Here is a 20,628-nt window from a genome sequence, read left to right on the forward strand (position 1 = left end):
GATCACCGCGGACCTCGCGGGGTGGGCGGGAACACGGTGGCGTAGACGGTATGTGTCGTGTGCTGGGTCTGATGGAGGCTCTCAGTCCACGGAAGGATGAGAGTTATGGAGGCACCGAGGAAATACCCGGGCGAGCTTCGGGAGCAGGCAATCCGGCTGGCGGTCGATTTGCGCGTGACCTGGCTACGAAGGTCGGCGCTGTCAGGCGAGTCGGTGAGCAATTGGGTATCCATCCCGAGACGCTGCGCACGTGGGTCGCCCAGGCCGAGGTCGACGAGGGTAACCGTCCCGGCGTCACGAGCGCGGAGGCGCAGCGCATCGCCGAGGTCGAGCGCGAGAGCAAGAAGTTGCGCCGAGCCCATGAGATGTTGCGGACGGCTCTGCCGAGCCACCGTCCTGCGGCACCCAAGGCCGACCACACCCGCCGACCAAGCCCCAACGCGGCCGCCCCAACACCGCCGGGACCGGCGCCCCCACGCTGCCACTTGACAAACCAGCACCACATATCGGCTGAAGCGCGAGCAGCACCTTGCGGCACGGCCAAAGCGGCGGCGCCGCTCGACTCGACCCTGTTCAAGCCTCGCAGCACCAGCCTGGCACGCCTGGATGCGCTGCTGGAGACCCTAGGCTCGGATAGGCACGCCGCCTTCGGCGACCACTTGGGTATCGATCGCCACGAGCCAGGGTCACGAGCGTCGGGACAGCACCAAGCCGAGCGATCGCTCGCGAATGCGTTCTTCCATTGGCTGGTCGCACGAACACTCTGGGTGCTGTCGAACAGGCAGAGACCTTCAGCGTCAAACGTATACCACGACTAGCCCAAGATCTGCCCAAAAGCAGGTGAATCGTCGTAGGTTTGATGCACGCTCGGTTATGTGCGAACGACCGGTTGGCCGTCAGAGAACTGTGCACAGTCGTCGGCCTCGGCCTCGTGCGGGTAGCGTCGGCCAGGTTTGCTGCGAGCATCGGGCCTGTGGCCGTCAGCGGCGGCCTCTTCCCGAGGGAGACGTGTCGACGAGATAGCTGGCTATAACCTGTCTGCGGAGAGGTCAGACCAGAGACCCCACGAATCCCCCAAATCGTCGAACCAAGCCCGGCCGCGGGCCGGGATCTTCGCGGCGCTCGGTGACAAGGTGATAAGCCTGCAAGCGGTTCGTTCTAAAGGCGTGTGCGCCCCCCCAGAGGAAGATCTGAAATGTCCGGTAGGTCTCCTCGCCCCAACGGTCGACAATCTGGGTCCTCGCCGCTTCAAAACGCTCCGCCCAGCGAGTAATCGTCAACTCGTAGTCGTGGGTCTCGCGGGCCACGTCAATGATTTCGAATCCATGAAAGAGTTGTTCTCGGACCATGTCCGGCAACGAAAGGAATGAATGATGTCCCGTCCAGGTAAATTTCCGCGTGATGGGGCTGATTGCAAATTTCTCCTTTGTCGCAGAGGCATCAAGATACAACCTGCCGCCAGGTTTAAGAGCGTCCCACAGTGTTGAGCAAAAGCGGGTGTAATTAGGGATGTGTTCGATGACGCCGTAGATCACAGCATGGTCAAAGGGGGAGTTGGTCTTAAAGTCCAAAAAATCTCCTACCACCACCTCCGCGGGCAGATTCCTTTCCCGGATCAGGGATTCGATGTATGACCGCGAATCTTCGGCAAGAGTCACGGACGTCACATGGACCCCGCGCGCCCCGCAATAGTCTGCGACCCCACCCCAGCCTCCGCCGATGTCGAGGAGGCGCATTCCGGATTGCAATCCCAAGAAGTTCCACATGCTTTCGAGCTTGTGTTCCGCGGCTTCCTCGAGTGAGTCTCCGTCGGATTCAAAAAGGCAGTGTGAGTAGAATCGGTATCGCTTATCCACGAAGGTGAGGTAGAAGTCATCACCCAGGAGGTAGTGGGCGTCGATGGCCCGCTTGTTTGCACGCGTAGGCGAGCGGACCAACAATTCGTAGGCGAAACGCAGCATCTGGGACGGTCGCGTTCCGAATCGCATCGAATCACGCAGGCTAAGGACGGAGCTCATATCTCCGTCGAGATCGATCTCGCCGTGGATGTATGCGTTCCCGAGCGCCAACTCCGTGCATGGGAGTTTGAGTGCGCGTTCAGTCCTGAAGGTGACCGTGAAGGTCGGATCCTTGCTACCGACGCTCATGCGCTCTCCGTTTGGCAGGACAATGCAAAAGTCTGCGTCCACCTGCTTAAGCATTTCGATCACAGGGAGATTCCGATGCTGTCGATCCGGCCCAGATGCGGCCACTCGCGGTCGCGTTGCGCGCGTCACCATGGGGTCCTCCTTGGCTCGAGGTTGATATTCAGTTGCATCCAAACCCTGGCAATTCCGGTCGCTAGCGACGACAGTCGGGCTCAATGACACCTCCGATGATTCGGTCGAGGGCTTACCAGCGAGATGGCCAACTCGGTGCCTCTACGCGGTTCGATCAAGGTACAAAGCAGACGCTGTGCAGTTGTACTGCTGTAATAGGATTCCGATCCAAAGGATCCGTCTTAGCCCGTGTCAGAAACGAAGAGAGTCTGTGCCGAACTGCCGACGACGCCCTTCCGGTCGAATATCGTAGCTAACGCCGCGGCCCGCCTGCTGCGGCTGAAGTAGGAGCACGCCTGGAGGGCTACCCACTCATCACTGAGCTCTCGAATGAGTTGAACCGATAGGTCGACATTTCGAAAGTTGAACTTGATGGGATCAAGCACGGATGAGGCGCCACTTACGGAGTCAGCCGCGACCAGAACCCGCTGCATGGACGACGGGATTTCCCCGTGGACAAGAGGGACTTTCATGCGCAACCAGACTGTGGCCGGTCCTGGTTGGCGCCAGCCACCTTCCAAGAAACGCCAGTGGATTGCCGTCTGATATCCGATGCTGTGGGAGACGGTAAAGAAGGGTTCCTCAATGCCGCTCTCTGGACCCGGCAGCGGCCTGTGGACCGGATTCGCCTGATCGAGGGAAGCAATCTCTCCCTTTAATAAGCGCCAGCCTCTCGCGATCATTACCGGTGCGCCGTCTTCAGTTTCAAGGCGGGCGTCTACAAGATCGACCCTGGCCCCCGGCCGTATCAAGGTCGCCGTCGAGCGGACGGGCGCCACAGGGATCGGTCGAAGAATTTCGCAGGTTATCCTGCTGAGGTGCTTATCCTCACCTCCTGGGGTCGATTCAATCGCGCGTGCGAGCAGTCCGGCGGGCGGTCCGCCGTGCTGCAGCCTGGCGTCCCAGGGGCCGGCGGTTAGGGGGCTCGGGCGCAAGAAATCACCGTCGAGTGTGTAGAAGGCAAAGTACTGCCAAGGTCGCGTCACCGTTCTCGCCTCAGCTGATGGTGACCGGACAATGAGTCGGGTTCCACCCATCGCCCAAACCTCAGGCGCCAGCGGCGATCGTTCTCCCTAGGACGCGCCTGCGTAGCGGTTGAGACGATTTGCTCAAGCGTGCGGAACAGGCCGATTCTACCCAGCGTTGCGTCGGCCCAGCCGTTGACCAAGCAATAGTTGTTATCGTGTTCTCTTGAATGATGCTTCATGTGATGCTCAGGAGACAGGATTAAGTGTGCGAACTGAAGCGCTTTTATCGTGCGTCCAGGTTTAAATATGTGCCCGATCTTATGTAACTCCAAGGAGAACGCCAATTCGATCGAATAGGATGCGCCTGCAATCGCCAATGCAAATCGGACGTCGGATGGTAGGCCGGCACCTAGAATTGATGCAGCGATCGCTGGGCTTGCTCCCAGCAGGCCGAACCACGACATCAGGCCAAATTCCTGCTTTAACCCGTACCTAAAGATGCGTTGCGGGTAAATGTGGTGTTCGCGCACCAGTAGCACCATCCGTCGCACCGCACCACGCGTCTCGTCGAACCACGTGTCGAACATCCAGTGTAGAATTCCGCTCGCCAGGTCAGCCAAATAGGTGGCGGTGACGAGGGCGCACAATGCCCATGCCGTGTGTGTCCAGGACAAATCGGCGTAACGCAAGGCGTGGATCAGGCCAATGGCGCAAACGGCGGCATTTAGCAGACCGCCGACGATATGAGAGACAATCTCTCCTGGCCGGAACGGTGGCGGATCAAAGAGTTCCGCGCCTGGAGCCGACTCGTTCGGACCGACGAACTTGGGAGCGGCTCCGATCGGGACATCACTGTACATTTACCCCCGCCTCCCTATGTCTCCTCTTCACGGTAGCGGAATCTAGACATTTGTAAATGCTGGGGTCAGCCGATTCGCCATAGTGTTCGCCAGCTACACGGGCAGGCGCTGCCTGGCTGCAGGGCATCGGCGAAGTCGTGGTCGGCAGGCGAGGGGCTCGCAGCATCTTGCACTCGACGGTCGAGTTCTCATCGAGCACAACGCGGAATCCCTGCCAGTCAGCACGAACACGCGCACAGGTGTCTCGGCCGTCACGGTTGCCGTGCGCGGCATCTCGCCGACCGCAGCGATCTCACGCATGAAGTCGCGGCCATTCAGCGTCGCGAGAAGCCTACCCTTCCGGGTGACCGCACCTTCCCCTTGACGATCAGGCAGAACTCGCGGCCTATCTGGCCTTCCTCGCGCAGAACCTTGCCCGGCTGGACCTCCGGTCTTCGCAGACTCGCGCCAACTGGACCAACTCCTTGCTGGAGAGGCCGACGAAGAGGGCGCCCTTGAGCGCCTGCACTTTGATGTCCTGGCTGAACAGCCTCGTGGCGTGCATATCCTATTCGGGCACGTTCGCTGAGGCTAGCCGCGTCGAAGTCCTGGCAGACCTGGACGCCCTCGGTGAGAGCACCCGCTTGGTGGGCCGCGATTGATCGCCCACAGGATCTGACGACCTACGGATGGTCTGAATTGCAACCGCGCCATGGGCGTGGTCCTACGATCGCAGACCGATGATCCGGAGCGGTTGGTGTGTCGGAACGCACCACCGGTGCGGCCTGGAGGACAAACCCGGTGCGCCCACTCGTTGAACCATGCCTGCGATACCCCATCGCTCAGCACGCGGCATTCGTGATGCCCGACCGTGCATCGTGTTTCCGGACACCAGGAACTGGCTTCGTCCTCATGCTTGCCGACCTCACGCCGGCGAATCGTCCACGGGCCGCCTTTGAGGGCTCTTCACGATCGAGGGTGTAGTTGTGGTCTGAAGCCGCCGGTTCGAGTAGTGATCTGGCGATGTAGTTGATGAGGTTGCGGAAGCCGAGTGCTGAGCCGCGCCGCGGAGGTGTTTGAGTCGGCCGTTGATGGCTTCGGTGGGTCCGTTGCTGGTGCCGGGTCGGTCGAAGTAGGCGAGTACGTCGGCGGCGCGCTTGGTCAGGGTCCGCCCGAGCGTGATGAGCTCGACGAGTGCGGTGGGCACGCTGTGGCTGAGCGAGTCGATGAGCTGCTTCATCAGCGCCCGGCCATGGCTGCGGTCGGGTTCGCGGTAGGCGGCGATCATGCGGTGGTAGATCCTCCAGCTCGCTTCGACCTCGACGTGTTCATCGGCCGCGAACAGGTCGGCCAGCCGCTGGGCCTGCTTGGGGGTGAGTAGGTCGGCGCCGGTGTGCAGGGTCCGCCGAGCGGAGTAGAGCGGATCGTTCTTGCGGCCGCGGTGGCCGTGGGTGGCTTGCTGGACTCGTCGTCGGCACTCGTCGAGGGCATCGCCGGCCAGCCGCACCACGTGAATGGGATCCATGACCGCGACCGCGTCCGGGAACTCTTCGGCAGCAGGGGTCTTGAAGCCGGTGAAGCCGTCCATCGCGACCACCTCGACGCGCTCGCGCCAGGACTGTTCGCGTGCGGCGAGCCAGGTCTTGAAGACCTGTCTCGAGCGGCCCTCGACCATGTCCAGCAACCGTGCCGGCCCGGTCCCATCGCGGATCGGGGTGAGATCGATGATCACCGTGACGTACTTGTCGCCGCGACGGGTATGACGCCAGACATGCTCGTCGACCCTGATCACAGCCACGCCGTCGAACCGGCCGGGATCATCGATCAGCACGCGCTTGCCCTCGGCAAGAACCGCGTCGTTGGCGGTGTTCCACGCGACCCCGAGACCCTCGGCGACACGCGCGACGGTGAGGTGCTGGACGACGATGCCTTCCAGCGCCCACCGCAACCCACGCCGCGATAGCTTCGCCTACGGCTCGGCCGCGCGGCTGGTGTTGGCGCCACACGTGCCCACAACCACCGCACCGGTAGCGGCGCACCGTCACGTGCAGGGTCGTGGGACGCCAGCCCAGCGGCTCGTGTGCCAACCGCCGGACCACGCAGCCGCGCACTGTCCCTGCACAGCCACACCGCCGGCACCAGCCATCGGCATCGTCGGCGCCGACAACCCGGCACGCCAGCACCGCACGGTCGGGCTCGAGTCGCTGACCGACGGCTTCGAGGCCGAGCTCGTCCAAGCGGGCGAAAGTGGTCAGGTCAGGGCAGGCGAAGGTAACGCCAGACACGTCGAGGTCTTCCAGATGGGCGGTGTGAGAACTCCCATCATCGGAAGACCTCGACCTCTACCCGGCCACCGACGCGCCCACCCGCACTACACCCTCAACTGCGAAGAGCCCCTTTCAGTCTGAGGACGGCCCGGATGAGCTGTACTTCATCACTCCGGCCAGTCATCCCATCGGGAGTCACCGACCCACTGCGCCTTTGCCTCCGACCAGGGTTCAAGAAAGACTTCAACCTCATTCGGCGCGGTGGACGCGAAGGCGATCCCACGGACGCTCGGCTCCTCGTGGAGCCTGTCAACGAGTGCGATTTGCTCCGGATCAGGACCATCGTCAGTCCGTCAATCCGGACCGTCGCTCAGATGGCCGTCATCGAACGTGTTCATCTCGCCGGTCTGGTGACTGGCCCACTTCTCGCGAACGAACGCGATCGGGTGTCGCAGCGGCGAAGGAATCCCGCCCATGGTGTGAGCGTGCCACATCAGGGTTCTGCCGTGCCATCGGAGCGAACAAAGTCCTCTACGCCGCACCAATGACAGAGCGAGAGATGCAGATCCGGATCCCGCTGGACTCGTCATATCCGTCGTACATCGAGCCGATGCTCGATGAGTTCGCCGTTCGGTTGGACGGCGAGACGGAGTTCTGTGACGACCAGGAGGGCGAGGGCGACGAAGTCTGCTTCTACCTGTATGGGCCGAATCAGGACCGTCTGATCGAGGTAGCCCTAACAGCCCCGGCGAAATTCTCTCTCTTCGATGGTGCATACGCGGTCAAGACGGCACAGCGTCACGAGGCGACAGGCGAACGAGAGCGTGTCTCAACCTGACTCCCTGCCGCACGACCGAGTCGCGCGTCAGCTCGGCGAACTGGCCAACGTTCTGGAGCTGGATCAGGAGATCGTTTCGCGGGAGTTCGTAGAGGCTCTTGGTCGCTCGTCGCGCCGTGCCTTGCCGGATCGCCGTGTCGATCCCTTCGCTGGAACGGATTCCGCCGGCAGCAGGCCCGGCGCTGTAGGCCAACCGGTTCCGGTGGTCCTTGAGATCGCGATCCGGGTTCTTTGGAGCCTGGGCTGAACCGACCTTCGTAGTCATGACGGGTACCGAGGAAGCCATCTATCTCCTCGGCACAGGAGTGGGCGCCAGCGCCACATCAGCGTTCATCGCGGCGCTCCTCGAGGACATCACGGAGACGGCGCGCCAACTCGCGGCGGCAAACTCGGGCGGTCGACTCGAACCGCCACTGGCTCTGGTGCTGGACGAGATCGCGAACCTGTGCGCGGGCCCTCTCGCCTTCCACCGCGACCTCGACCTAGCCCTCCGCCGCCTCCGAGAATGGACCTCCCGCCTCGGCTGCTCCCGAACAGAACACCGCCCAGAGCCGTACGATTGGACCTTCGTTGCCCCGCTGGCTTTGAGCCACAACGGCAAGCCAGCAATCACGGAGAGCTGCTCGTTGATGGCATTCCTTGGCTAGACCGGGAAAGCTCGCCCGGCGTGATCGAGCATCCAGTTCCGACCCCGAGAGGACCACGTTCTCGCTGACGGTCGCCGTCGCGCGGGGTCTACGGCGGGCAATGGCCGGAACCAGCCTCTTTCCTGCGAGCTCGGTGACATCGTTCTAACAGAGCGCGGAGGTAACAGCATCGCAGTGACGCCCTCGGCGCGGCGCTCTGACTCACACCAGCCAGCGAACGAACAGAATGAGGCCGCCCACTAGGAGCAGTGAGCCTGTCAGGCCGGCGGCCCGGGCGGCGCTTTCGGCGTCCTCACGGTTGTGTCGCACGAGCGCAGCGACCAGCGAGCACGCGGCAGATATGAAGATGAGCACGACGACAACATTTCCGATCCAGGTTTCGATGTCTGCCTTGGAGGACGCGTACCAGAGGATCACCGATCGAGACGTACCTCCGGCCGCAGTCGAGGTGAACGCCAAGGATGCCAGTCCGAGGAGCATCAGTGCCAGGCCCACGGCGGTGGCACGACCGCCAGGCGCGGTCCACTCGGACAGCTGTCCGCGCTGATTCGGCTCTTTCGAATATCTGACGAATACGGTTCCCCGCAAGGTCGCCCAGGCCAACTGGAAGGTGAATGCGACGTAGAACATGGTGAGGACGAATCTGTGTAGGGGTCTGGCGTCGAGCTCGAGTTGGAGCACTGCCAACAGTCCGCCGAAAATGAGGACCTCGACGATAGTGACCACAGTCCACATCGTTCCTGTGCCACCCTCGCGGGCCGGCTCGTTCCGCGTTCCATTCATCGAGCCGTCTCTCAGGAGTTCGGTCGTCATGGGTGGTCCGGAGCCGTCAATCTCGCCTGTCTTACCGACACGCCGGAGCGCGGCGGCCCGCTCCTCAGGACTGGCGTGGGCGAGGCACGTCCGTCGTTTAGCCAGCCGGATGCCGATGCAGCCGGCCTGCTCGCAAGTCCTCCAGTAGACATCGATCGGCTGAGCCATTCGTCTTCCAAGCTCGCGCACACCCGATGGTCCATCTTGCAGTGCGGATCGAGCTATGACGACTGGTGGAACTGCATCTGTTCATCGGTGTTGAGAAACGATCGTTATCGGGAGCCGATGGACGGCCCTCGCCCGCCACGCGGTTGGAGTCATGGACGGTTCTGGGCGATGACGGCCCGGTGGTGCCGGTCGAGCGGTTTCTGGCCTATCTGACCGACATCGGGCGATCCCCCAAACACGGTGAAGGCCTACGCACATGATCTGAAGGCCTGGTTCGTCTTCCTGGCCACGCAACGGCTGGACTGGCGCGAGGTCCGTCTGGAGGATCTGGCCGAGTTCATCGCGTGGCTTCGGCGTCCGCCGGCGGCCGGAGCCGCGGTTGTGGCGGTGCTGCCGTCGGTGGAGCATCATTGCTCGGCGTCGACGGTGAATCGGAAGTTGTCGGCGCTGAGTGCGTTCTACCAGCACGCGGCCCGCAAGGGGTGGACCTCGGCGAACTGCTGACCTCCTGGCAGCCTGCCGGCCGGCGGGGTTCGGGATGGAAGCCGTTCCTGCATCACGTCAGCAAGGGGCAGCGGCAACCGCGGCGCACGATCGAGCTGACGGCGCCCCGCAAGCTCCCGCGTGTCCTCACGGTCGCGGAGACTCAGGCGATCCTCGACGCCTGCGAGCGGCTGCGGGATCGGTTCTTGTTCGCGCTGCTGTGGGACAGCGGCGTCCGGGTCGGCGAGGCGTTGGGCCTGCGGCACGCCGACATCGCCGCCGCCGAACGGGAGGTGACCATCGTCCCGCGGGCCAACGACAACGGCGCTCGCACGAAGTCTCGCGTGGCGCGGTCGATCCCGGTCGGCGCCGAGCTGGTCCGGCTCTACGCCGATTACCTGCACGGCGAGTACGGCGACCTCGATTCCGACTATGTCTTCGTCAACCTGTGGGGCCGGCCGCACGGACATCCGCTGGCCTATCCGGTTTCGATGAGTTCGATCCTGGTTTGGGGCCAGTTGAGGTTGTCGGCGACTTGCTTGCGAGTGAGGCCGGTTTCGCGGCGGAGGTCTCGGAGTGAGAGGCCTAGGTCGCGGCAGGCGGTGCTGCCGACGGGGGAAAGGGCGGCTCGGAGGGCGCGACGGGTGTTGGAGGGGTCGCGGAAGCCGCCGAGGACGTCGGCGAAGACGGGGTCGTCGAGGCGGATGCCGGCGGCGTGGCGGGTCCGCAGCATGGAGGCGGCCCAGTTGGGAAGGTGGAGGAGGCGTCGGCCGGCTTGGTGCGCTTGCGGATCAGGCCCTCAACCGTGACGCGGGCGATGGTGTCGGTGATCACTACGGTGCCGGCTTCGAGGTCGATTTGGGACCAGAGGACGGCGAGGGATTCGCCGATGCGAACGCCCGTGCCGAGCATGAAGGTGACCAGGTCGGGGAGGTCTGCTTGGACAGCGCGGTCGTCGGCGGCGAGGCTCTTGCGGAGGAGGGTGACTTCGTCGACGGTCAGAGTGCGGGGAGGGTTCTTGGCCTCGGCTTCGATGGCTTCGATCTCGCGGACTGGGTTGACGGAGATGGCTCCGTAGCGGACGGCGATCTTCATCATGCCGGAGAGGATGGCGCGGCAGGTCTTGGCGGTTGGTGCGCCGGCGCGTTCTTTGATCTTGGTGATCGCCGTGTCTATGCGTTGGGTGGTGGCTTCGCCGATGCGGAGTTCTGCGAGAGCGGGGCGGATGTGGTTCTTGATCGCGCGTCGGTATGTGTCGAGTGAAGTGGGGGATCGTTGCCCGCCAGCGATCCGCTCCTCGAACTTCTTCTCCCACAAGTCGACGAGGTGGGAGATCTTGTGCATTGCTGTGAGCTCGCCGGACTGGTTGGTCCTGGCGCGGTCCTGGAGCTTCGCGAGCAGGGCTCGTTCGGCCGCGGTCTTGGTTTTGCCGAACGCGGTCACGTCGCGGACGCGACCGTCGTGGTCGCGGAAGTTGGCCTTCGAGAGGTAGCTGACGGGCTTGCCCTTTCGTCGGTCTTCGCGACTCGAGTAGAGATGCTTCCCCAGGTGCCAACGGGTAGTGGTGACCTCGACATGTCATGCCTCCAACCAGTGGAGTGGTTGGATGCTCAACGCTGGCCGGGGCGGATAATCCGAGATTTCGGCAACGATGAGAGACGGTGTGATGTGACGCACAGTCACGATCAAACGAACGCTGAAGAGGCGACCTGATCGATAGCCGAGGAGGGATGGCGCCTGCTCACGCTCGGGCGCCACAGCGTCAAAGAGGGACGTAAAAGGGACGCTGCAGACACAACGAAGCCCAGGACACCGCTGTGACCTGGGCTGATGTGCGCCGCCAGGGACTCGAACCCCGAACCCGCTGAATTCCAACTGAAGGACGATCATCGTTGTCAGTGATGCTCGGAATCCCTTACAGGTAACGGATTCCGCGGCTCTTGTTGCGCGTAAGTTCTCATCGGCAACCATCCTCTCGCGCTGATTGAGGTGCGTAAAGAGGTGCGGAAGACCTCCGCCGGAACGTGCGGTCGGCTTGTCTGGCCGAAGCTGAGCGTGGGTTCCGCAGGGTCGCCGTTGGTGGCCGGTTACGACGCACGGCCATGGGTCTGCTCGAGACGGGGCGGGAACAGCTGTTGACGGAAGCACATGGGCGGCAGATCTGCAGTTAGGTGGGTCTGCAGATTTGCAGGCGCATCCAGCTCCATCGCTGCCACGCGGTGCCTGCTGACCGGATCTCGTCCGATCGTGTTGTTGTAGCCGAACGTGGCGGTGTTGTCGCGGTAACGCTTCAGCTCCACGCGGCGAGGATGTGATCGGGGGTGAGGTGGGTGATGTCTGGTGCGGTGCAGCCACTGCGAGTGACCGCGATGAGAGGTGTGTTGTCGGAGGCGCCTGGTAGTTGTGATCTGTGGTGGATGAGGCGTGCGAGGTCGCGGGAGTCGAATGGCTTGTTCTCGAGCCACTTGATCGATCCGACGGCCGTGATCTTCATGGCGATCGGTGCCCGGTCGGCGCCGACGATGTCGATCTCGGGGTCGTTGGTGCGGGTCCAGTAGCCACCGATCGCGTTTGTCTCCTCGGGGACGGATCCGTCGGTCAGGCGCCATAGGGCGTCGCGGATCACGGGCTCGATAGCTCGGCCGCGCCACGTCGTCCAGTTCGCACGAATCGTCTCCAGGACCCGGTCGCCTCGGCCGCGTTCGATCAGCGGGATTGCCGGGCTTACGAAGGACAGCCAGAAGCGCAGGTACGGATCATCGATCCGGTAGCGGGTCTCGCGGCTCGGCCGGGTGGACAGGGGTGTATCGGCGGCGACGATCCGGCGTGCTGTGAGCAGGTCCAGTGAGCGTTTGACCGCGCCTGGATTGAGGTCGCCGGACGTGCGTCCGATCAACGTGAATGTGCGCTCGCCGTGGCCGATGGTGGTCAGTACGCGGCGTGCCTGGGCTTCGGTGGGGAATTCGGCCGCGAGTGTGCGTTCTCCGCTGACGAGTAGGGCCGAGGTCGGTCGGTGTACTGCTTGCTCGAGGTAGTCCATCGGGCCTGCGCCTGAGGGCCATTCCTCGAGGATCAGCGGGAGGCCGCCGCTGATGAGGTAGGCGTCGAGTGCATCGGCTGGTGGTAGGTCGAGCATGCCGCCGACTTCGGCCGGATTGAGCGGAGGGACGACCAATTCGGTGCCGCGTTGGTAGAAGGGCCGGCCATAGGTGTTCAGCTGCTCCATCATCGCGAGGTCGGAGCCGATCAGGATCAACAGAACCGGAAGCTTGGACAGGGTCCGGTCGTAGGCCTTCTGCAGTGCGCCTTCGAAGGTGGGGTCTTCTTGCACGAGGTAGGGCATTTCGTCGATGACGACGATGCTGGGTCTGTCGGTCGGGAGCGCGGTGGTGAGCAGGCTCAGGGCCGCGTCCCACGTCTGCGGAACGGTGAAGTCCGCGTAGCGGGATGCTTCGGGTAGCGACGATGTGGCGACCTCGGCGCTGAAGGCGGCCAGATCTCCGTCCCGGGATCCGCCGACCGCGGTGAAGAAGACATGCGGGAGTCCGGCGCGTTCGAGGAACTCTTCCACGAGCCGGGATTTTCCGACTCGCCGGCGACCCCGGATGAGGACAGCGCCCCCCCGCCGCGTCCCGCGGCCGCGGGTGCTGACGGACCCGAGCAACTCGTCGAGGAGGCGGAGCTCGGTGTGCCGTCCGACGAAACCGTCCACTGTGAGCACCTCCGTCGAATACTTGCATGGATGATACTTTCATTGATGAAAGTTTCGCAAGTGATAGTCAAGGGTCGGAACTTTAACCACCTGCTACTCGGCAGATCCTTCGCGGTGAGTCATGGGAGAGGCGAAGGGCGAACTGGCTTAACTTTGGCCACCGGGCATCACCGGGCGACGTAGTAGCCCTTGTGGGTGTTGGCCTTGATGAAGTCCATGAGGATCTCGCGCGAGATGAACTTGCGGTTGCCGATCGCGACCCACTCGATGTCGCCTTGGTTAGTCATCTGGTAGAGCGTGGAGTAGCTGATACCGAGCGCCTTCGCGGCGTCCCTGATGCTGAGCAGCAGCGGTCCGTCAGCGGAGAGGTGCGTTGGTCCGATGACGGTTGTCTGCTCGGCTTCGACGACATCGACCTCTGACATGGTGGTCTTCCATGAGCCGAGATACCCGTACGGTCGCTCAAGCTCCGCCTGAATCTTCTCAGCGGCGTCTTCTTCGCTGGTGGCGCGTACGAAGCGCTCGGTGACCTGCACTCGAGTGACGACAACCTTGTAGCGCAAATACGTCTCCTTGATCGTCCGCTGCACCTGCTTGACAGCCGTCGATTTCTTGCGCGCTGCAACCCGCCGCATCTGACGAGCTGTTGATTCCGGGGCAGGTTCCTCTCGCCGGGCAAGCGCAGGAGGTTGCGCCGGGAGCGCTGCTGTGCCCGTCTCGGGTGGCTCTGGCCTAGGCATCGGGTGACCGTGGCTGAGGTAGAACTCGCCCGCTTCCGTGATTCCTGCCGTCCAGACCTTGTTCTTACGGCCGACACGGGCGAGGCCGCGGCTGGCCAGCGCGCGGGCGGTGTTCTTGTGGGTCTGATCGGGCCAGTCGCGCGGTGGGCAGCCCTGGCCAATCCACTTGAGTACTTCCACCTGACGATCAGTCAGCTTCGGCATCCGAACCACATGCAGTAGTCGACCACACCGTCGCACTCCGCCAGTTACTGACACAAACCCCACGGCGTCCCCGACACGGAATGTTCACCGGGCGCCTGCTGTAGTTGTCGAGCGCGGTCGACCAGCATGAATGCATGACGGAGACAGGCTCGCGAATCCAGACGCTGCCAGACGGTGTCCACGGCGACGGCGAACGGCTGTGGCGCGCGAAGAAGGGTGCGACGTCGACCTTCGAAGAGCACGTCGCGGCTAGAAGGCTGTTCATGGACCTTCATCGGGATGAGTTCTGGAATCCGTGGCGGTTAGAGGAACAGGCCGCCGAACTCGAACGTGCACAACAGATCATGGGGGAGTGGGAGCGCGCAGAACCGGGATTTCGCCGCCGGACCAAGCGCCAGATCGAGGCCGAGATACGACCTTGTCGGCAACCTCCGGCGGTAGCCGTCCCTCCCGGCAGGCGCGCTCCCGCCGGAGCAGCGCTGGACTGGACCGCTGTCGGCACCGCCGCGACCTTCTGTTCCGTCTACTTGACCATGCCGGTCCACGTCGAGGTGACCGGAGACATGGTCACCTCGACGGGCACGCGCATCGGATCGGAGCAACTGATGCTGATAGTGGCGCAGCGAGTGCAGGCGCGGGTGCTCGCAGCCCGAGCTTGATCGCCAGCCGGCGGTAGCGGTGGCTCAGCGAGCGTGGCCCGTACGGTGATCATGCGTCCGGCACGGAGCCGAGCTTCGCGTCGCGCGACGGGCCGCGGACGGACTCACCAACCGCGCCATCGCCCGTGAGCTCTCGCTGTCTCCGCACACGGTCGAGTCGCACCTGCGGCATGCCTTTCGCGGGCTCGACATCCGATCCTGGGTGGAGCTGACCTGCGTCGTCCTCACCTATGAACCATCGACCGGCGAATGATCGAGCCGCGAACTACGTGTTTCGGGGATCCTCGGTCGTGCGGTCGCGAGCGAGGATTGACGCACTGCCGAAACCGCGGCAGGCTCGGCCTTGGGGTGGAGGCGATGATCACAGCCGAGACGGTCGACCGTCTTCTGCGCTTCGACTCAGGCGGCATACCGGTTGTGTCGGTCTACGTCGGCGTGGACGAGGGCCCTGGGTCCCGTAGTGCCGTCCGGACGCGTCTGTCCTCACTGATGCACGACATCCGCCCGCTCACCCAGGACCGTTCGCTCGGACACGAGGCGCGGCTGTCGTTGCGGAACGACATCAACCGGATCGAAGACACGGTACGGGCGGACCTCGTGGTTCCAGGCACCCTGGTGACGTTCGCCTGCGGCGCCGCGGGAATGTTCGAGGAGCTCCGGTTGCCCCGGACGGTCAGGGATCGTGTCGTCGTCGACCTGACGCCGTGGGTGCGGCCGATGGTGGCCGTGCTCGACGAGTACCACAGGGCCTGCGTCGCCGCCGTCGACCGGGCGACGGCACGACTCTGGGAGCTCTACCTCGACGAGATGCATCCGGTCGGGAACGTTCGTGCGCGAACGTTGCGCAAACCGGACTTCGCGGGCTGGCACGGGCTGGTCGAGCATCGGGTGCGGAACAAGGCGGACACGTTGACCCGACGTCATTTCCACCAGGTCGCAACCGTGCTGGACGACCTGTTCCGTGCGGAGGGGTACGAACTCCTGATCGTCGGGGGGCATCGGGAGGACGTGCCCGGTTTCCTCGAGTTCCTCCCGAAGGCCATCCGGCCGAAGGTCGCCGGGACGTTCGACATCGACGAGGCGACCGGGAGGGAGGCTGAGATCCGGCGGACCGCCGAGGGCATCGTCGATCGCTACGAACGTGAGGAGGAGCGGCGGTTGGTCGCCGAAGTGATGGAGCGGGTGGCGGTCGGGGACGCGGCCGCGGCCGGTCTGGACCAATGCCTGTGGGCCGGCTCCGCGGCCGCCGTCCAGCTCCTGCTGGTGCAGGACGGCGCCACCGCGCCGGGAGTGGTCTGCGACGAGTCAGGGTGGCTGGCGACTGCGGGGGAGGCCTGCCCGCTGTGCGGCATGCGGACGCGACGGACACCCGACGTGATCGACGAGCTGGTGGAGGCGGTCATGGCGGCCGGCGGTTCGATCGAGCATGTTCTGGCGGACACGACATTGAAGCAGCACATGGTCGCCGCGTCGCTGCGCTTCCCACTGCCGCCGTTGCCGCGCGCGGGCTGAGCATGGTGGCGCGGCCGACGGACGTCGTACTGGTCGTCGAGAGAACTGATCCAGTGCCTACGCGGTCGCGGGATGACGCAGCCGGATGTGCTCGCGACGATGAAGTCACCCGGGCAATCCCGAGCGATCCCGAGCTAGGAGTGGAGTCATGGACCGGCACACTGTCGAACAGGAACTGGCGCCGCTGCTGGTCGATCTCGCGCTCACCGCGAAGCAGGCTCATTGGAATGTCAGTGGTCTGTGGTTCCGGCCACTTCATGCGCAGCTCGACGAGCTCGCCGACGATGTCCGCGGATGGTCTGACGACGTCGCCGAACGGCTGACGACGATCGGCGTCGCCGCGGACGCCCGTGTGGAGACCGTGGCGAAGACGACACCCGTCGGCAGCTTTCCCAGCGGCTTCGTCGAGAGCGCACGCAGGTGGCGCCGCTGATGGTCGAGCGGCTTACCGGGGTCGTCGAGAGCAACCAGGCCCGGATCGGACGCCTCGGCGCGGAGGACCTGGTCAGCCAGGACCTCGTCGTCGGAATCACCGCCCGGCTCGAGAAGCACAAGTGGATGTTCGCCGCCGAACGGCCCTAGCCATGCACGCGTCCATCCGGCTCGGCCGGATCGCCGGCATCCCCGTCTGCCTCGATCTCAGCGTGTTCGCCATCCTCGTCATCCTGGTGGCCGGGCTGGCCACTGGCCGTCTGCCCGCGGTCTTCCCCGGCCGCAGCGCCACGGCGTACCTGATTGCCGCGATCGTCGCCGCCGTGCTGTTCTACGCGTCCGTCCTGCGCACGAGTCGGCGCACGAGATCGTTGCTCGGCGCAACGGCGTCGAGGTGAACCGGATCACGCTATGGCGTTCGGCGGCGTGACCGAGTTCCGTTCTGAGCCACGGACGCCTGATCGTCTGGGGTGTGGTCTTCGGCGCAGTGTTCGGTGCCGTGTGGGGCCTCGTCGCGCACCCGCTGACCGGCGGTGACCGGGACTTCTCGTCGTGCGGCGCGACGGTGGCCACGACGTACGACCTGTACACCGCGCCGGAGTACGCCACGCAGGCCACCGAGCTGGTGGCACAGATCCCGGCGCGCACCTCGAACCGGTTGCACTACTTGTTCTGGTGATGCGCCCATCACGCCAGTCGGGCGACGGTGGGCGCCGTCCCAGTGGGAAGGACGCGGCATGACCGCCGAACCGAAAGTCGTCACGTGTCCGCGGTGCGGCCGGCGCAACCGGGTCGCACCGGCCGCGCAGGGTAAGCCGCGCCGCGGGAACTGCAAGCAGCCGCTGCCCTGGGTGGTCGATGCCGGCGACGACGACTTCGCCGAGATCGCCGACAGGTCCTCGGTGACGGTGCTGGTCGACCTGTGGGCGCCGTGGTGCGGGCCGTGCCGGATGGTCAGCCCGGTGCTGGAGCAACTGGTGGCCGAGAAGGCCGGCGAGCTGAAGCTGGTCAAGGTCAACGCCGACGACGCCCCCGCGGTGGCGCGGCGCTGCGAGGCACAGGCGATCCCGACCCTAGTGGTGCTGCGCGACGGCCAGGTCGTCGGGCGCCAGATCGGCGCCGCTCCGGCCAGCCTGCTGCGCCCCTGGCTGGACGAAGCAGTGGCCAAGCAGGAGGCGTCATGACCACCGTGCTCGATCCGCACCTGGCCATGGTCCGTCCTGTCGTACCGCGGACACCGCGGGGATGTGAGGAGTGCCTTCGGTCGCACAGCGCCTGGGTGCACCTGCGGCTGCGCCTGACGTGCGGGCACGTCGGTTGCTGCGACTCCCCGCCGATGCGGCACGCCCGTGCCCATGCGGCGTCGCACAGGCATCCGATCGTGCAGTCGTTCGAGCCGGGCGAGAACTGGCGTTGGAGCTACGCCCACGAGGCGTACGTGTGATGTCCGCGCCCGAGCAGCCCGAGCCTCTGGAGACCACCGACCTGTACGGCGCCTATCCCCGGCTCGACGATGCCTAGATCGCCGCGCTCGCTGCGGCGTACGACGGAGGCCGGGGAGGTACTGCAGCGGGCCGGCGACGTCACTTCCGATTTCCTGGTCGTTCTGGACGGACGGGTCGCGGTCGTGCAGGACCTCGGTCCGGCGGAACGGCCGACATGCGCGCGAACTCGTCGAGGCCGGCATGGCCGTGTACGACGAGCGGGACGACTGGAGCGAGCACCGCCCGACCGCCGCCGCGGAGAACGCGTTCATCGAGCAGCACGGGTTCTCCGAGTACGCGAAGTGGTACCTCGGCGTGGATGACGAGCAGGACGAGGACACCAAGGCGAGGTACAAGTTCCCGTACGGCGACTTCACGAAGGTCCACCGGTGCGGAGTGCTGTCGGCCGAGTCCCGTGCGGGCCAGTTCAAGCACACCGACATCGAGCTCGCGGCCGCACACCTGCACGGGATGCTCGAGCAGGTGTCGCGCTCGGGCCGGGCCGGGCGTGGTTGACCGCGGCTACACGTCTGCGTGATGACGCCGCGTTGTAGCCGGCGCACTATCACGACCATGAGCACCTGGCTGCGTCGCGCCGTACGGACACCGCGTCCGCCGCAGTTCGGCGGGCGGCCCGGTTACACCGACCCCGGGACGGACCGGCCACGGACCACCAAGTTGTTCTGGCTGTTGTTCGTGGGACTGCTGACGCTGAACTGGATCATCGCCGCCGCGCTGCAGGGCGGTCCGACTCGGACCACGGTGTCCTACACCTTCTTCCGCGATCAGGTACAGGCGCACAACGTCGTCGAGATCACCTCGACCGGTGACTCGATCGACGGCCGTTTCCGCACCGCCGTGCGGTACCCGCCCTCGGACCAGAACGCCAGGCCGGTGCAGTGGTTCACGACCGAGCGGCCGGCCTTCGCCGACGACGGGCTGATGCAGCTGCTGCTCCGCAACGGAGTCAACGTCAACGCGCGTCCGCCGGACCACGTGCCGTTGTGGCAGCAGCTCGTCTACGGCTTCGGGCCGACCATCCTGTTCGTCGCGCTGCTGGCGTGGCTCTACCGCCGAGGTGGCGCCGGCGCGTTCGGCGGCATGCTTCGCTCGCGGGCCAAGCTGTACCGGCCCGATCAGGGTCCGCGCACGACCTTCGCGGACGTGGCCGGGATCGACGAGGTCAAGGCGGAGGTCCAGGAGATCGTCGACTTCCTCAAGAATCCGGATCGCTACCGCCGGCTGGGCGCCGCCATCCCCAAGGGCGTCCTACTGAGCGGGCCGCCCGGCACCGGCAAGACCCTGCTGGCCCGGGCCGTGGCCGGCGAGGCGGGCGTGCCGTTCTTCTTCGTGTCCGCGTCGGAGTTCATCGAGATGATCGTCGGCGTCGGGGCCGGTCGCGTCCGCGACCTGTTCGACCATGCGAAGAAGTCGGCACCCGCGATCGTGTTCATCGACGAGCTGGACGCAGTCGGACGGGCGCGCGGCGGCGCGGTCGCGATGAGCGGCCACGACGAGCGCGAGCAGACGCTGAACCAGATCCTCACCGAGATGGACGGCTTCACCGGTGCCGAAGGAGTCGTCGTGCTGGCCGCCACCAACCGGCCCGAGGTCCTGGACCCGGCGCTGCTACGGCCGGGCCGGTTCGACCGGCGGATCATGGTCAACCCGCCGGACCACGCCGGCCGCGAGCAGATCCTCAAGGTGCACACCCGGTCAGTCGCACTCGCCGACAACGTGGACCTCGCCGAGCTGGCCGCGGCGACGCCGGGCATGGTCGGCGCCGACCTGCGAAACCTCGTCAACGAGGCGGCCCTGCTGGCCGCTCGGCGCAACCACGACCGCGTCACCCGCGCGGACTTCAACGACGCGCTCGAGAAGATGGTCCTCGGCACCGCCCGCAAGATCACGATGTCGCCGGACGACCGGCGGCGTACCGCCTATCACGAGGGCGGGCACGCGCTGCTCGGCATGCTCACCACCGGTGCCGACCCGGTCCGCAAGGTCTCGATCATCCCGCGTGGGAAAGCGCTCGGCGTCACGTTCCAGTCGCCGAGCGAGGACCGGTACGGGTACATGTCGACGTACCTGCGCGGGCGCATCACCGGGGCGCTCGGCGGCCGGGCGGCCGAGGAGCTGGTCTTCGGCGACGTGAGCACCGGCGCCGAGTCCGACCTCGAACAGGCCACCGCGATCGCCCGCCAGATGGTCGGCCGCTGGGGCATGTCCAAGGCGATCGGACCGGTGACCGTGCTGGCGCGTCCGGACCAGGAGCAGTTCCCCGGCCTCGACGGCAACGGTCCCGCACCCGACACCCGGTCGCTGGTCGACCGGGAGGTACGCCGGATCCTCGACGAGTGCGACGAACGAGCCCGCAACACCCTGGGCGAACACCGGACCAACCTCGACCGGCTGGCCCAGGCGCTGCTGGACAAGGAGACCCTCGACGCCGAGGAGGCCTACGCGGCCGCGGGCATAGCGCCGGCGTCCAGCCCGCAGGACGAGGACCTACGAGACCGCAGTGAGGAGAGGGTATGACAGTCA

24 protein-coding genes and 4 pseudogenes are annotated in these 20,628 nt (G+C 65.1%); 17 read left to right on the forward strand and 11 right to left on the reverse strand.

Features of this window, described 5'->3' with window-relative positions; translation table 11 throughout:
* Positions 1 to 71 precede the first annotated feature (71 nt).
* Positions 72 to 818, forward strand: coding sequence for a transposase (locus EV652_RS46300; RefSeq protein WP_369410067.1), 747 nt, complete (start codon positions 72 to 74; stop codon positions 816 to 818).
* Between the two features lie 231 nt (positions 819 to 1,049).
* Here EV652_RS46300 and EV652_RS40430 read toward each other — a convergent pair whose 3' ends face one another.
* The 5 genes and pseudogenes from EV652_RS40430 to EV652_RS45940 form a co-directional block, all read right to left on the reverse strand.
* On the reverse strand, positions 1,050 to 2,147 hold the full coding sequence (locus EV652_RS40430) for a class I SAM-dependent methyltransferase (protein ID WP_158441517.1): 1,098 nt from the start codon (positions 2,145 to 2,147) through the stop codon (positions 1,050 to 1,052).
* Positions 2,148 to 2,500: 353 nt separating this feature from the next.
* Entirely contained in the window at positions 2,501 to 3,355 is an 855-nt protein-coding gene (locus EV652_RS46305; RefSeq protein WP_132215649.1) for a thioesterase family protein, read from the reverse strand.
* The gene (locus tag EV652_RS40440; protein WP_132215652.1) at positions 3,301 to 4,146 is read right to left on the reverse strand and encodes a fatty acid desaturase CarF family protein; all 846 of its coding nucleotides are present in this window, start codon (positions 4,144 to 4,146) and stop codon (positions 3,301 to 3,303) included. The genes EV652_RS46305 and EV652_RS40440 overlap by 55 nt, the downstream gene beginning before the upstream one ends.
* 945 nt (positions 4,147 to 5,091) lie before the next feature.
* Positions 5,092 to 6,410: pseudogene (locus EV652_RS40445) on the reverse strand (ISL3 family transposase).
* A gap of 335 nt (positions 6,411 to 6,745) precedes the next feature.
* Positions 6,746 to 6,868, reverse strand: coding sequence for a hypothetical protein (locus EV652_RS45940; protein ID WP_255512690.1), 123 nt, complete (start codon positions 6,866 to 6,868; stop codon positions 6,746 to 6,748).
* A 68-nt stretch (positions 6,869 to 6,936) separates the two neighbouring features.
* Here EV652_RS45940 and EV652_RS40450 point away from each other — a divergent pair, with 68 nt between their 5' ends.
* Complete coding sequence (locus EV652_RS40450) at positions 6,937 to 7,230, forward strand: hypothetical protein (RefSeq protein ID WP_132215655.1); 294 nt, start codon at positions 6,937 to 6,939, stop codon at positions 7,228 to 7,230.
* 263 nt (positions 7,231 to 7,493) lie between these two features.
* On the forward strand, positions 7,494 to 7,877 hold the full coding sequence (locus tag EV652_RS40455) for an SH2 domain-containing protein (RefSeq protein ID WP_132215658.1): 384 nt from the start codon (positions 7,494 to 7,496) through the stop codon (positions 7,875 to 7,877).
* 201 nt (positions 7,878 to 8,078) lie between these two features.
* Here the strand turns inward: EV652_RS40455 and EV652_RS40460 are convergent, their stop codons facing one another.
* On the reverse strand, positions 8,079 to 8,858 hold the full coding sequence (locus tag EV652_RS40460; protein ID WP_132215661.1) for a hypothetical protein: 780 nt from the start codon (positions 8,856 to 8,858) through the stop codon (positions 8,079 to 8,081).
* Positions 8,859 to 8,923: 65 nt separating this feature from the next.
* Between EV652_RS40460 and EV652_RS44925 the strand changes: the two genes are divergently transcribed.
* The 3 genes and pseudogenes from EV652_RS44925 to EV652_RS46310 form a co-directional block, all read left to right on the forward strand.
* A complete protein-coding gene (locus EV652_RS44925; RefSeq protein ID WP_199238679.1) occupies positions 8,924 to 9,118 on the forward strand; it encodes a hypothetical protein in 195 nt (64 codons plus the stop codon).
* Entirely contained in the window at positions 9,099 to 9,362 is a 264-nt protein-coding gene (locus EV652_RS44930) for a site-specific integrase (protein WP_199238680.1), read from the forward strand. The genes EV652_RS44925 and EV652_RS44930 overlap by 20 nt, the downstream gene beginning before the upstream one ends.
* Positions 9,341 to 9,754, forward strand: a pseudogene (locus EV652_RS46310) (tyrosine-type recombinase/integrase); the annotation flags it as partial. The gene EV652_RS44930 and the pseudogene EV652_RS46310, both read left to right, overlap by 22 nt.
* 65 nt (positions 9,755 to 9,819) lie before the next feature.
* Here EV652_RS46310 and EV652_RS46315 read toward each other — a convergent pair.
* From EV652_RS46315 to EV652_RS40490, 5 genes and pseudogenes are all read right to left on the reverse strand, one after another.
* A pseudogene (locus tag EV652_RS46315) lies at positions 9,820 to 9,882 on the reverse strand (hypothetical protein); the annotation flags it as partial.
* A gap of 44 nt (positions 9,883 to 9,926) precedes the next feature.
* The gene (locus tag EV652_RS45630) at positions 9,927 to 10,784 is read right to left on the reverse strand and encodes a site-specific integrase (RefSeq protein WP_242002306.1); all 858 of its coding nucleotides are present in this window, start codon (positions 10,782 to 10,784) and stop codon (positions 9,927 to 9,929) included.
* A 644-nt stretch (positions 10,785 to 11,428) separates the two neighbouring features.
* Positions 11,429 to 11,641, reverse strand: coding sequence for a hypothetical protein (locus EV652_RS40480; protein WP_132215667.1), 213 nt, complete (start codon positions 11,639 to 11,641; stop codon positions 11,429 to 11,431).
* Positions 11,632 to 13,053 (reverse strand): ATP-binding protein, encoded by a 1,422-nt coding sequence (locus EV652_RS40485; RefSeq protein ID WP_132215670.1) that lies wholly within the window; start codon positions 13,051 to 13,053, stop codon positions 11,632 to 11,634. Before EV652_RS40485 ends, EV652_RS40480 begins: the two co-directional genes overlap by 10 nt.
* A 167-nt stretch (positions 13,054 to 13,220) precedes the next feature.
* Positions 13,221 to 13,997 carry a helix-turn-helix domain-containing protein gene (locus tag EV652_RS40490; RefSeq protein WP_132215673.1) on the reverse strand — a complete coding sequence of 259 codons (777 nt, stop codon included), beginning with the start codon at positions 13,995 to 13,997 and terminating at the stop codon, positions 13,221 to 13,223.
* Between the two features lie 134 nt (positions 13,998 to 14,131).
* On the opposite strand from EV652_RS40490, the gene EV652_RS40495 reads away from it, so the two are divergent.
* The 11 genes and pseudogenes from EV652_RS40495 (at position 14,132) to ftsH (ending at position 20,622) form a co-directional block, all read left to right on the forward strand.
* Complete coding sequence (locus EV652_RS40495; RefSeq protein WP_132215676.1) at positions 14,132 to 14,656, forward strand: hypothetical protein; 525 nt, start codon at positions 14,132 to 14,134, stop codon at positions 14,654 to 14,656.
* Positions 14,657 to 14,738: 82 nt separating this feature from the next.
* Positions 14,739 to 14,909 (forward strand): annotated as a pseudogene (locus EV652_RS46320) (helix-turn-helix domain-containing protein); the annotation flags it as partial.
* A 104-nt stretch (positions 14,910 to 15,013) separates the two neighbouring features.
* Positions 15,014 to 16,168: a baeRF10 domain-containing protein gene (locus EV652_RS40505; protein ID WP_132215679.1), complete on the forward strand. Its 1,155-nt coding sequence runs from the start codon at positions 15,014 to 15,016 to the stop codon at positions 16,166 to 16,168.
* Positions 16,169 to 16,316: 148 nt separating this feature from the next.
* Entirely contained in the window at positions 16,317 to 16,601 is a 285-nt protein-coding gene (locus EV652_RS40510) for a Dps family protein (protein ID WP_132215682.1), read from the forward strand.
* The gene (locus EV652_RS44355; protein ID WP_158441521.1) at positions 16,601 to 16,750 is read left to right on the forward strand and encodes a hypothetical protein; all 150 of its coding nucleotides are present in this window, start codon (positions 16,601 to 16,603) and stop codon (positions 16,748 to 16,750) included. Before EV652_RS40510 ends, EV652_RS44355 begins: the two co-directional genes overlap by 1 nt.
* A 2-nt stretch (positions 16,751 to 16,752) precedes the next feature.
* Positions 16,753 to 16,998, forward strand: coding sequence for a zinc metalloprotease (locus tag EV652_RS40515; protein ID WP_132215684.1), 246 nt, complete (start codon positions 16,753 to 16,755; stop codon positions 16,996 to 16,998).
* Between the two features lie 74 nt (positions 16,999 to 17,072).
* Positions 17,073 to 17,279 carry a hypothetical protein gene (locus EV652_RS40520; protein ID WP_132215687.1) on the forward strand — a complete coding sequence of 69 codons (207 nt, stop codon included), beginning with the start codon at positions 17,073 to 17,075 and terminating at the stop codon, positions 17,277 to 17,279.
* A gap of 58 nt (positions 17,280 to 17,337) precedes the next feature.
* Positions 17,338 to 17,784 (forward strand): thioredoxin, encoded by a 447-nt coding sequence (gene trxA / locus EV652_RS40525; protein ID WP_132215690.1) that lies wholly within the window; start codon positions 17,338 to 17,340, stop codon positions 17,782 to 17,784.
* Positions 17,781 to 18,044, forward strand: coding sequence for a UBP-type zinc finger domain-containing protein (locus EV652_RS40530; RefSeq protein ID WP_132215693.1), 264 nt, complete (start codon positions 17,781 to 17,783; stop codon positions 18,042 to 18,044). Before trxA ends, EV652_RS40530 begins: the two co-directional genes overlap by 4 nt.
* A 241-nt stretch (positions 18,045 to 18,285) precedes the next feature.
* Positions 18,286 to 18,600 carry a hypothetical protein gene (locus EV652_RS40535; RefSeq protein WP_132215696.1) on the forward strand — a complete coding sequence of 105 codons (315 nt, stop codon included), beginning with the start codon at positions 18,286 to 18,288 and terminating at the stop codon, positions 18,598 to 18,600.
* 57 nt (positions 18,601 to 18,657) lie between these two features.
* On the forward strand, positions 18,658 to 20,622 hold the full coding sequence (gene ftsH / locus EV652_RS40540; protein ID WP_132215699.1) for an ATP-dependent zinc metalloprotease FtsH: 1,965 nt from the start codon (positions 18,658 to 18,660) through the stop codon (positions 20,620 to 20,622).
* Positions 20,623 to 20,628: the final 6 nt, after the last annotated feature.

The sequence above is a fragment of the Kribbella steppae genome, assembly GCF_004342025.1.
GTDB classification, from domain to species: domain Bacteria; phylum Actinomycetota; class Actinomycetes; order Propionibacteriales; family Kribbellaceae; genus Kribbella; species Kribbella steppae.